The organism is Pseudomonas sp. Irchel 3H3 (assembly GCF_900187635.1).
Taxonomy (GTDB): Bacteria; Pseudomonadota; Gammaproteobacteria; order Pseudomonadales; family Pseudomonadaceae; genus Aquipseudomonas.
In genome coordinates, this window is record NZ_FYEC01000021.1 from 84032 (window position 1) to 95625 (window position 11594).

An 11594-nucleotide genomic window follows, 5' to 3' on the forward strand; every position below is an offset into this window, starting at 1 on the left:
CTCCCACAAGATCAGTGGGTGTATGCCGAATCTGCGAACAACCTGAATCCCCGTGGGAGCGAGCCTGCTGCGAAGGGATCGGCACAGCCAACATCAATGGAACCATTAGTAGCCACACCCCAAAAAACGGATATACACACAATCCCCCGCATTAAAAACAACAAACCCGGCACAAGGCCGGGTTCGCTGCAACATCAGCACCTACTTAATCAACAGCAGGCACCCCATTCAAAGCCCGTTGCGCACTGCGCTTGTTCTTGATGCCATAGCAGACCCACATGAACAGGATCCACACCGGAATCGCATACACCGAGATCTGAATGCCCGGGATCATCAACATGATGCCGAGGATAAACACCACGAACGCCAGGCACACATAGTTCCCGTACGGGTACCACAAAGCCTTGAACAGCGGCGTCTGCCGGGTGCGGTTCATGTGCTGGCGGAACTTGAAGTGCGAGAAGCTGATCATCGCCCAGTTGATCACCAGCGTGGCAACCACCAGCGACATCAGCAGTTCCAGCGCATGTTGCGGGATCAGATAGTTGAGCAGCACCGCCACCAAGGTCACCGCGGCCGAAGCGAGGATCGAACGCACCGGCACGCCGCGCTTGTCGATCTTGGCCAGGCCCTTGGGCGCATCGCCCTGCTCGGCCATGCCCAACAACATGCGGCTGTTGCAGTAGGTACCGCTGTTGTACACCGACAAGGCCGCGGTCAGGACCACGAAGTTGAGGATGTGGGCGGCGGTGTTGCTGCCCAGCATCGAGAACACCTGGACAAACGGGCTACCGCTGTAGGAGTCGCCCGAGGCGTTCAGGGTGCTCAGCAGGCTGTCCCATGGAGTCAACGACAGCAGGATCACCAGGGCGCCGATGTAGAAAATCAGGATCCGGTAGATCACCTGGTTGATGGCCTTGGGGATCACGGTTTTTGGCTGGTCGGCTTCTGCGGCGGTGAAGCCGAGCATTTCCAGGCCGCCAAAGGAGAACATGATGATCGCCATCGCCATCACCAGACCGCTGACACCGTTAGGGAAGAAACCACCGTGTTCCCACAGGTTGCTCACCGAGGCTTGCGGGCCGCCGGTGCCGCTGACCAGCAGGTAGCTGCCCAGGGCAATCATGCCGACAATCGCCACCACCTTGATAATCGCAAACCAGAACTCGGCCTCGCCAAAGACTTTGACGTTGGCCAGGTTGATCGCGTTGATCATCAGGAAGAAGACGGCCGCCGAGGCCCAGGTCGGGATCTCCGGCCACCAGTAGTGCACGTATTTACCGACCGCGGTCAGCTCCGACATGCCCACCAGGATGTACAGGATCCAGCAGTTCCAGCCCGACAGGAAGCCGGCGAACCCGCCCCAGTATTTGTGCGCGAAGTGACTGAAGGAGCCGGCCACCGGCTCTTCGACGATCATCTCGCCCAGCTGGCGCATGATCATGAAGGCGATGAAGCCGCAGATGGCGTAGCCGAGGATCATCGACGGGCCGGCCGACTTCAGTACGCCGGCAGAGCCCAGGAACAATCCGGTACCAATCGCGCCACCGAGGGCGATCAGTTGAATATGGCGATTTTTCAGGCCGCGTTTCAGCTCGCCTGAATGCGAGGTTTGTCCACTCATGAAAGGGTCTCACGCAAGGTTTGATGATATTCGTTAAGACGTTGCCGTGCGGATCAGGATCCGGCAGCGCCGATCAAACCCCAGCGCAAGCACCAGGAGTTCAGCGTATTTACAACGGTCATGCGTCACCTGTTTGTTTTTATCTGTGACGAAATCGAACCCGACACGCTCGTGACGCGGCGGAGTGAACAAGGCGGGTAGCCTTGAAATTGCGTGGTTACGCAGAGGGTCACAGGTAAAACGCGGCGCATTGTACACCGCTAACCCCCTGCTGCCAGACCTCGCTGGTTTAGCGTGTCGTTGGCCGGGATTGCCTGTGTCCGCCTCGAAGGTCGCGGGCGGCTGCAAAAATAGGTTCAGACCTTTGCGGGTCCGTGGCGGGGGTGACGGAAAAATCGCCCCACGAAGAGAGATGAAGATGACTCACGGCGTACATTGCGCCTCCTTCTTGTTATGCACCTGCACGACAGGCATGGGGCGCATGACACCGCGCTACGCCCCGTGAAACAAGCGGGCCAGAGCCTTGGAAGACAGTTGTGACGAGCGCTTGCGGAAAATTTTCCTTACAGTTTTGCGAGCACGACGATTCCACAGGGGTAATCCGGGGTTTTCGTCAGGTTTTCGTTACATCCCGTAACGCCGATTTTCCAGCCGGGACCCTTCCCCCACAGCACAGCAGTTTCAAGCGGGCAAAAAAAACGCCAACCCGAAGGTTGGCGTTTTCACGTGCGGCTTAGCGCTTGAAGCTCAGCGCTGCTTCAAGCTCACTCCGGCTTGCGACGGCCAAAGCCAGGACGCTGGCCGGAACCGGCCGGTGCGCCGCGACGCTTGCCCGATGGCGCGTCACGGTCGACCAGGACAATGCCTGGACGCTTTTTCGGCGCAGGCTTGGCCGGGCGGTTGGTGTCGGCCGGGCGGTCTGCCACTGGCGTACCACGACCTGCCGGAGCGCCACGGCCTTCGCCGCGCTCTGTGCGACCGTTGGCCGGACGTGGCGAACGCGGACCGCGCTCACCGTCCTGACGTCCTGCCGGCTTGCGGCTCGCACGCTCGCCTTCGATATGCGGCTCACGTGCTGGACGCGGAGCGGCGGCCGGGGCACCGGCGGCTGGACGCAAGGTGCGCACGCGCTCGGTCTTGCCCATCGGACGCGACGATTTACGCTGCATGCGATCGAGCTTGTCTTTGCTCTTGGCGTTCATCTGCGGCATGGCCACTGGGGTCAGGCCAACTTCAGCACTCAGAATGTCGACTTCGTACTGGCTCATTTCGCGCCAGCGGCCCATCGGCAGGTCGGAGTTGAGGAACACCGGACCAAAACGCACACGCTTCAGGCGGCTGACCACCAGGCCCTGGGATTCCCACAGGCGACGTACTTCGCGGTTGCGACCTTCCATCACCACGCAGTGGTACCAGTGGTTGAAACCTTCGCCACCTGGCGCCTGCTTGATGTCGGTGAACTTGGCCGGGCCGTCTTCGAGGACCACGCCCGCCTTCAGGCGCTCGATCATCTCGTCGTCGACTTCACCACGGACACGCACCGCGTATTCGCGGTCCATTTCGTAGGAAGGGTGCATCAGGCGGTTGGCCAGCTCACCGTCGGTAGTGAACATCAGCAGACCGGTGGTGTTGATGTCCAGGCGGCCGATGTTGATCCAGCGCCCTTCTTTGGGACGCGGCATCTTGTCGAACACGGTCGGACGGCCTTCCGGATCGACACGGGTGCAGATTTCGCCGTCGGGTTTGTTGTACATGATCACGCGGCGGACCGATTCGGCCGCTTCTTCACGCTTGATCACCTTGCCATCGATGGTGATGGCGTCGTGCATGTCGACACGCTGACCGAGCGTGGCGTCTTTGCCATTGACCTTGATTCGGCCGTGGCTGATCCAGGCTTCTACGTCACGGCGCGAGCCGACGCCGATACGGGCGAGGACTTTCTGCAGTTTTTCGCCTGCTGGGCCGATTTCCTGGTCGTCTTTCTGGTCGTTGATACTCATCTGGGCACCTCCCGGTGTGGTCTGTTCAGGCGTGGCCTGAAGTCGTAAAAGCGGGGCGTTTGGCGAAGGGATCGCCAAAGGGTCGCGAATCATACGCTCATGGCGCGGCTCGCGCATCAGAGACTAGCTGATAAACGGTCGACTATCGGTTTTTTCCGCTGATCGGTGTCAGTCGTCGAACTGACGGCGTTCGGCTTCGATGGCTTGGGCCAGCGCCAGGGCTTCGGCTTCCTCGTCGCTCAGTTCAGGCTGCGGCTGCGGCGACTCCAGGGCGGCAACCGCGGCCAGGAGTTTTTCCCGGGCCTGGGCGACACCCAGGATATCGGGTTCGGATTCCGGCTCTGGCTCTGGCTCTGGCTCTGGCTCGGCTTCAGGCGCGACCTCGACTTCAGGCGCGACCTCGTCCGTCACCGGCCCCTCGCCGGGCTCTCCATCGCGCAGCAGGTCGTCGAAGTCGGTCTTGATCCCCTCTTCCATCGAGTCCAGTTCCAGCAACAGGCTATGGAAACTGGTTTCATCCTTCGGCTCTTCCGGCTCGGCACTGGCGTCGGCCAGCGCTTGCAGGCTGGGCGGAACCGGGGCGTCGTCGAACTCGAGCATCGGCTCGGGCTCCAGCTCACGCAGCTCGGCCAGGGGCGGCAGATCGTCGAGGTTCTGCAGGTTGAAATGGTCGAGAAAGGCCTTGGTGGTGGCGAACATCGCCGGTCGCCCGGGAACTTCGCGGTAGCCGACGATCCTGATCCACTCGCGCTCCAGCAGGGTCTTGACGATGTTGCTGTTGACCGCGACCCCCCGCACATCTTCGATCTCGCCACGGGTGATCGGCTGGCGATAGGCAATCAGCGCCATGGTCTCCAGCATGGCCCGCGAGTAGCGCTGCGGGCGCTCTTCCCACAGGCGGCCGACCCAGGGCGAGAACTTTTCGCGAATTTGCAGGCGGTAGCCCGAGGCGACTTCCTTCAACTCAAAGGCGCGGCCCTCGCAGGACTTGCCCAGGATCGCCAGGGCCTTCTTGAAGACCGGCGGTTCCGGACGCTCGCCTTCTTCGAAGAGCTCGAACAGGCGCTCCATCGATTGCGGTTTTCCCGAGGCCAACAGAAAGGCTTCAAGCAGTGGCGCCAGCTCGCGGGGTTCACTCAGATTCATGGATTTTGCTCGTTATTCGGCTCGCGCCCGCACATGGATAGCCGCAAAGGGCTCATTCTGCACCAGCTCGACCAGGGATTCCTTGACCAGTTCGAGGATCGCCATAAAGGTCACGACCACACCCAGGCGTCCTTCTTCAGCGGTGAACAGCTCGACAAAGGGCACAAAACCGCCACCCTTGAGCCGCTCCAGCACATCGCTCATACGCTCGCGGGTAGACAGGGCCTCGCGGCTGACCTGATGGCTTTCAAACATGTCGCCACGGCGCAGTACTTCGGCCATGGACAGCAACAGCTCACTGAGCCGGACCTCCGGCAACAGCTTGCGCGCCCGCGCCTCGGGGGCGTCCAGCTTGGGCACCACCACATCGCGACCGACCCGGCTCAGGCCATCGATGCCTTCGGCGGCTGCCTTGAAACGTTCGTATTCCTGCAGGCGGCGGATCAGTTCGGCGCGCGGGTCGTCTTCTTCCGCTTCGATCTCTGCCGACCGCGGGAGCAGCATGCGCGATTTGATCTCGGCCAGCATGGCCGCCATCACCAGGTATTCGGCAGCCAGCTCCAGGCGCACCGACTGCATCAACTCGACGTAGCCCATGTACTGCCGGGTGATTTCCGCCACCGGAATGTCGAGGATGTTGATGTTCTGTTTGCGGATCAAGTACAGCAACAGGTCGAGCGGACCTTCGAAGGCCTCGAGAAAAACCTCAAGGGCGTCCGGCGGAATGTACAGGTCCTGCGGCATTTCCATGACCGCCTGGCCATAGACCATGGCAAACGGCAGTTCCTGCTGCGCGCCCGCCTGGCTGTCGACGGTTTCCACCACCGACATTCAGGCCTCGGCCATGAACGGAGACGGGTCGCCGCAGCCGACGCGGATCACTTCTGGCTCGCCATCGGCCAGGTTGATCACCGTGGAGGCCTTGATGCCGCCAAAGCCGCCGTCGATGATCAGGTCGACCTGATGCTCGAGCAACTGGCGCATTTCGTAGGGATCGCTCAAGGGATCGGTGTCGCCGGGCATGATCAGGGTCACGCTCATCAGCGGCTCGCCCAGCTGTTCGAGCAGGGCCAGGGCAATCGGATGACTCGGCACCCGCAGGCCGATGGTGCGTTTTTTCGGGTGCAGCAACAGGCGCGGCACCTCGCGGGTGGCGTTGAGAATGAAGGTGTACGGGCCTGGCAGGTGCGCCTTGAGGATGCGAAAGGTGCCGGTGTCGATCTTGGCGAACACCCCCAATTGCGACAGGTCGCTGCAGATCAGCGCAAAGTTGTGCTTGTCGTCCAGCTGGCGCAGGCGCCGCACCCGTTCTACGGCGTTCTTGTCGCCGATCTGGCAGCCAATGGCGTAGGACGAGTCGGTGGGATAGATCACCACCCCGCCGGCGCGGATGATTTCGACAGCCTGTTTGATCAGGCGCGCTTGCGGGTTTTCCGGATGAATCTGGAAAAATTGACTCACATTTTCTACCTGTTCAGACGGCGGCAATAATTGGGTCATGTTTGAATCGACACCAAAGCGGTGGCAGATCCTCCGGGAGCGGGCGGTACTCGCCGATCTCGGACCAGCCTCCGGGGCCATGGAAATCACTGCCGGCACTGACCAGCAGACCGAACTCACGCGCCAGAATGGCCAGGCTGCCGACCTGCTCGGCCGGTTGGTGCCCGTTGACCACTTCGATAGCGTGACCACCCGCTTGAATATAGTCGCCAATCAGGCGCCGGCGTTTACTGCGGGTGAAATCGTAGTGCCATGGATGGGCCAGACTGACCCAGGCACCCGCGGCGCGCAGGGTAGCGACGGTTTCCTCCAGCGTCGGCCAGTGTTGCTTGACGTCCCCCAGCTTGCCCGCGCCCAGCCATTTGCGGAACGCTTCGGCGCGGTCCTTGACGTAGCCGGCGCGCACCAGATAGTCGGCGAAGTGCGGGCGGGCCGGGGCATTGCCACTGTCGCCGAGTTCCTGCTGGATCGCCCGCGCACCTTCCAGCGCCCCGGGCATGCCCTTGAGCTCCAGCTTGCGGCTGATTTCTTCAGAGCGCAGCCAGCGCCCGTCATGCAGCCGGGCGATGGCCTCGACCAGCGCCGGGGCATTGACGTCGAAGCCGTAGCCCAGCACATGAATGGTGGCGCCCCCCCAGGTGCAGGACAACTCGACACCGTTGACCAACTGCATGCCCAGCGCCTGTGCGGCAGCGCGGGCCTCGTCGAGGCCTTCGAGGGTATCGTGGTCGGTCAGGGCCAGGACTCGCACGCCTTTCTCGAACGCCCGCGCCACCAGTACCGCAGGCGCCAGGGCGCCATCGGAGGCCGTGCTATGGCAGTGCAAATCAACATTCACAGGATGTGTAACCTCAAATCAGCTGGCGCTATCGCGACCCAATATGTTTGTTATTATGCCGCCACATCCTGCTTCTGGCTGCCACTGTGAAACAATTCATCGACTTCATCCCGCTCCTGCTGTTTTTCATCGTCTTCAAAATTGACCCCCGGGTCGTCGACATTGCCGGCTATCCATTGACTGTAGGCGGTATTTACAGCGCCACCGCGATGCTCATCGTCAGTTCCCTGGTGGTCTATGGCACCTTGTTCATCACCCAGCGCAAACTGGAAAAAAGCCAGTGGCTGACCCTCGTCGCCTGCCTGGTGTTCGGTAGCCTGACCCTGGCCTTCCACAGCGAAACCTTCCTCAAGTGGAAGGCGCCGGTGGTCAACTGGTTGTTTGCCCTGGGGTTTATCGGCAGTCACTTCATCGGCGAGCAACTGCTGATCAAGCGCATCATGGGCCACGCACTGACCCTGCCGGATGCGGTGTGGACCCGCCTGAACATCGCCTGGATCGGCTTTTTCCTGTTCTGCGGGGCCGCCAACCTGTTCGTCGCGTTTACCTTCCAGAGCATCTGGGTCGACTTCAAGGTCTTCGGCAGCCTGGGCATGACCCTGCTGTTCCTGGTGGCCCAGGGTATCTACCTGTCCCGTCACCTGCACGACGCCGATCCCACTACGCCAAAAACCGAGGACTGACATGCTTTACGCAATTATTGCCACAGACGTCGCCAACTCCCTGGAAGCTCGCCTGGCCGCCCGCCCTGCGCACATTGAGCGTCTGCAACAACTCAAGGCCGAAGGCCGCGTGGTCCTGGCCGGTCCGCACCCGGCAGTGGACAGCAATGACCCAGGCGCCGCAGGTTTCACCGGCAGCCTGATCGTCGCCGAATTCGCCTCCCTCGAAGCCGCCCAGGCCTGGGCCGATGCCGACCCGTACATCGACGCCGGTATCTACGCCAACGTCCTGGTCAAGCCGTTCAAGCAAGTCCTGCCTTAAGAAGCCTGGCGGCGCGGTGAACCTTGTGTTCATCGCGCACTCCATAGTGCTCGCAATGTTTGTTTCAACCCACCCGCCTCAGGTTTTTCACCCCGCCCTGTCCAGCTGACCACTCAGCCGCACGGGTTCGTCGTGGCATGCCAGTCGCGCGCGCCGCCCTGCATTGCGATATCGTTGCCAGGAATGGCCCCCCCCCACATCGACAATGGCTAAATTGAGTAAGTCATGAGCGAGCTGTTACTGATTGATGATGACCAGGAGCTGTGCGAGCTCCTCGGTAGCTGGCTGAGCCAGGAAGGCTTTGTCGTGCGCGCCTGCCACGACGGACTGAGCGCCCGCCGCGCCCTGGCCGAGTCCGCGCCGGCGGCCGTGGTGCTGGACGTGATGCTACCCGACGGCAGCGGCCTGGAACTGCTCAAGCAATTGCGCAACGACCACCCCGAGCTGCCAGTGCTGATGCTTTCGGCCCGTGGCGAACCGCTGGACCGGATCCTCGGCCTGGAGCTGGGGGCCGACGATTACCTGGCCAAGCCCTGCGATCCCCGGGAATTGACCGCCCGCCTGCGCGCCGTACTGCGCCGCAGTCACCCGACGGCCGTGTCCAGCCAGGTGGAACTCGGCGACCTGTGCTTCAGCCCAGCGCGGGGCGTGGTCAGCATCGACCAGCAGGAATACACCCTGACCGTCTCCGAAAGCCGCCTGCTCGAAGCCCTCCTCAAGCAGCCTGGCGAGCCGCTGGACAAGCAGGAACTGGCGCAGATCGCCCTCGGCCGCAAGCTGACCCTCTACGACCGTAGCCTGGACATGCACGTCAGCAACCTGCGCAAGAAGATCGGCCCGCACCCCGATGGCCGCCCGCGCATCGTGGCCCTGCGCAGCCGCGGTTATTACTACAGCCTCTGAGCTCAGTAGGCCGGCGCCAATGTCAGGACCGCGTGCGAGCGTCTTTACCCAAGCTTTACGCTTCGCTGACCGCCGCTGACCTTGATCTGCGTAATCTGCACTCATCCGGAACACACCGGGAACGAGACAAGGAGATACACCATGCGCAAGACCCTTATCGCTGTGCTGTTCGCTGCCGCCCTGCCCACCGTTGCCATGGCCATGCCAGAAGGCCAGGGGCCGATGGGCCCGATGGACAGCCCACGTCACGGCGCTCAGATGCACGATCACGGCAAGGGCCCTTACAGCCAGCTGGACCTGAGCCGCGAACAACGCGAGCAGATCCGCAAGATCATGGGCGAGCAGATGCACGAGCGTAAGCAGCTGGTCGACAAATACCTGGAAAAACTGTCGCCAGCCGACCAGAAAGCCATGCAAGACGAAATCGCCGCCCGTCACCAGAAAGCCGAAACCGAGGTCCGGGCGCTGCTCAAGCCTGACCAGCAGCAGAAGTTCGACGCCATCCAGAAAAAGCGCGCCGAACGCAAGGCCGAATGGGCACAGTTCCAGGCGTGGAAAGCGCAACAACCGCAAAAAGCGCAATAATGCTCTAGCGCTCCTCCCCCAGCCCAATGGTCCCCGCCATTGGGCTTTCCTTGTTTGAGGGTTTCCCGTGCGTTCATTGTTCTGGCGCATTCTCGCCAGCTTCTGGCTGGCCATCGCCCTGGTTGCTGGGCTATCGATACTGCTTGGGCACATGCTGAACCAGGACGCCTGGATTCTCAGTCGGCATCCCGGCCTCAATACCCTGGCGCAGCAGTGGACCCAACTGTATGAGGAAAACGGCGAGGACGCCGCACAAACACTGCTGGAAAAACGTAAGCGGCGTTATCACATCGACGTCCAGGTGCTCAACGAAAGCGGTGACCCGGTGGTGCGCGGGACCTTCCCGCGTCGTGCGGCGGCCTTCGAGGCCCGGCAGAACGACAATAACGACCGGCACCTGCCGTGGCGGCGCCTGACCGCCGAGTACACCAGCCCAAAAACCGGTGAAACCTACCTGCTGATCTACCGCATCCCCCACCCGGAGCTCGATAGCTGGCATCGCGAAAGCCTGCTTTGGCCCTTGAGCGCGCTGGGTATTGCGCTGGTAGTGCTGACCCTCTTCAGCCTGCTGGTGACGCTGTCCATCACCCGCCCCCTGAGCCGCTTGCGCGGCGCGGTGCATGACCTGGGCCAGACCACGTACCAGCAGAACAGCCTGGCGCGCCTGGCCAACCGGCGCGACGAGTTCGGCGTGCTGGCCAACGACTTCAACCGCATGGGCGCGCGTTTGCAGAGCCTGATTGGCAGCCAGCGGCAATTGCTGCGCGACGTGTCCCACGAACTGCGCTCACCCCTGGCGCGCTTGCGCATTGCCCTGGCCCTGGCCGAACGGGCCGGCCCTGAAGAGCGGGAAAAACTCTGGCCGCGCCTGACGCGCGAATGCGACCGCCTGGAGGCCTTGATCAGTGAAATCCTGGTTTTGGCACGGGTCGATGCCGATAACGCCAGCGCCGAGGCGGTGGACCTCAACCTGCTGCTGGGCAGCGTGCAGCGCGATGCCAAGCTCGCTGCGCCGGATCAGCAGATCCGGGTCGAAGCCGAACCAAGCCTGCAGCTCAAGGGCTGGCCGACCATGATTGAGCGGGCTCTGGACAACCTGTTGCGTAACGCCCAGCGCTTCAACCCGAGCGGACGGCCGATCGAAGTCCTGGCCCGGCACCAGGGTGAACGTATCGTGCTCAGCGTGCGCGACCACGGTCCCGGGGTCGACGCCGAGCATCTGGCGCAGTTGGGTGAACCCTTCTACCGCGCGCCCGGCCAGACTGCCCCCGGCCATGGCCTGGGCCTGGCCATCGCCCGCCGCGCCGCCGAGCGTCACGGTGGCAGCCTGACCCTGGCCAATCACCCAGAAGGCGGATTCATCGCCAGCCTGGAGTTGCCACTGGAGCCGGGAGCCAGCACCTGAGCCCAGCTCCGCCTTTTTGGGGAGCTGACGCCCGCATTTGGCTCGCCAGCGATGGGCATAAGTATCTACACAACTGTAGTGCGACGTTGCACCTGCTTGCGTAGTGACCTCTGGGCCGACCAGGATGTTGGATCCTGGTCCGAGTACATATCCATTTCTTCGGTAACGGCCTCCTATGGTTCCGCCTGACGGCGGCTCACTTTTGAACAGCGCAAAAGTAAGCAAAACGCTCTTACCCCACCACTCGGTGCCTCGCTTAGGCTCGGCATGCCCGTACTCCGACATTGATTTGGGGGGCCGCCGCAATGGGCCCTCCCTGGCCCAGTGCGGCTAAACCGGCGTCCTGCCGGTTTACCCCCCAAATCAATATCGAACTCCGGCCAGCGTGGTTAACGGGCGCCCAGGATCAAAAACAAAGCGAGCCGGCCTTAGAGCCGACCTGATCGCTAGGGCATGCGCGGTGTAGCTTCTACTTCCTAAGACCCCCCGGTGTCAGGGTAGTTGTCGTGTCCTCCGCTTTTTAAAAGTATTCCGGGGGCGGCAAGAGTAAGGTCATGCCTTTCTATTCAGAAGAACGCAAAGCTGCGTTGTTGAAAATGATGCTTCCGC

Annotated in this window: 11 protein-coding genes; 5 read left to right on the forward strand and 6 right to left on the reverse strand. The window is 62.1% G+C overall.

The window, feature by feature from the left end; all coding sequences use genetic code 11:
* Positions 1 to 205 precede the first annotated feature (205 nt).
* The 6 genes from CKW24_RS20650 to CKW24_RS20675 form a co-directional block, all read right to left on the reverse strand.
* Positions 206 to 1624 (reverse strand): amino acid permease, encoded by a 1419-nt coding sequence (locus CKW24_RS20650; RefSeq protein WP_095170014.1) that lies wholly within the window; start codon positions 1622 to 1624, stop codon positions 206 to 208.
* Between the two features lie 764 nt (positions 1625 to 2388).
* Positions 2389 to 3624 (reverse strand): 23S rRNA pseudouridine(2605) synthase RluB, encoded by a 1236-nt coding sequence (gene rluB, locus CKW24_RS20655; RefSeq protein ID WP_095170015.1) that lies wholly within the window; start codon positions 3622 to 3624, stop codon positions 2389 to 2391.
* A 168-nt stretch (positions 3625 to 3792) separates the two neighbouring features.
* Positions 3793 to 4770 (reverse strand): SMC-Scp complex subunit ScpB, encoded by a 978-nt coding sequence (gene scpB, locus CKW24_RS20660; RefSeq protein ID WP_095170016.1) that lies wholly within the window; start codon positions 4768 to 4770, stop codon positions 3793 to 3795.
* A 12-nt stretch (positions 4771 to 4782) separates the two neighbouring features.
* Positions 4783 to 5541: a ScpA family protein gene (locus CKW24_RS20665; RefSeq protein ID WP_174244613.1), complete on the reverse strand. Its 759-nt coding sequence runs from the start codon at positions 5539 to 5541 to the stop codon at positions 4783 to 4785.
* 60 nt (positions 5542 to 5601) lie between these two features.
* A complete protein-coding gene (locus CKW24_RS20670) occupies positions 5602 to 6231 on the reverse strand; it encodes an L-threonylcarbamoyladenylate synthase (RefSeq protein ID WP_095170027.1) in 630 nt (209 codons plus the stop codon).
* 13 nt (positions 6232 to 6244) lie between these two features.
* Positions 6245 to 7108 carry a PHP domain-containing protein gene (locus CKW24_RS20675; RefSeq protein WP_095170018.1) on the reverse strand — a complete coding sequence of 288 codons (864 nt, stop codon included), beginning with the start codon at positions 7106 to 7108 and terminating at the stop codon, positions 6245 to 6247.
* Between the two features lie 86 nt (positions 7109 to 7194).
* Here CKW24_RS20675 and CKW24_RS20680 point away from each other — a divergent pair, with 86 nt between their 5' ends.
* From CKW24_RS20680 to CKW24_RS20700, 5 genes are all read left to right on the forward strand, one after another.
* On the forward strand, positions 7195 to 7791 hold the full coding sequence (locus tag CKW24_RS20680) for a septation protein A (protein ID WP_095170019.1): 597 nt from the start codon (positions 7195 to 7197) through the stop codon (positions 7789 to 7791).
* A 1-nt stretch (position 7792) separates the two neighbouring features.
* Positions 7793 to 8092, forward strand: a complete 300-nt coding sequence (locus tag CKW24_RS20685) for a YciI family protein (RefSeq protein ID WP_095170020.1) — start codon at positions 7793 to 7795, stop codon at positions 8090 to 8092.
* 225 nt (positions 8093 to 8317) lie between these two features.
* A complete protein-coding gene (locus CKW24_RS20690; RefSeq protein WP_095170021.1) occupies positions 8318 to 8995 on the forward strand; it encodes a response regulator transcription factor in 678 nt (225 codons plus the stop codon).
* A 141-nt stretch (positions 8996 to 9136) separates the two neighbouring features.
* Complete coding sequence (locus CKW24_RS20695; protein ID WP_095170022.1) at positions 9137 to 9580, forward strand: LTXXQ domain protein; 444 nt, start codon at positions 9137 to 9139, stop codon at positions 9578 to 9580.
* 67 nt (positions 9581 to 9647) lie between these two features.
* On the forward strand, positions 9648 to 10985 hold the full coding sequence (locus tag CKW24_RS20700; RefSeq protein ID WP_095170023.1) for a HAMP domain-containing sensor histidine kinase: 1338 nt from the start codon (positions 9648 to 9650) through the stop codon (positions 10983 to 10985).
* Positions 10986 to 11594: the final 609 nt, after the last annotated feature.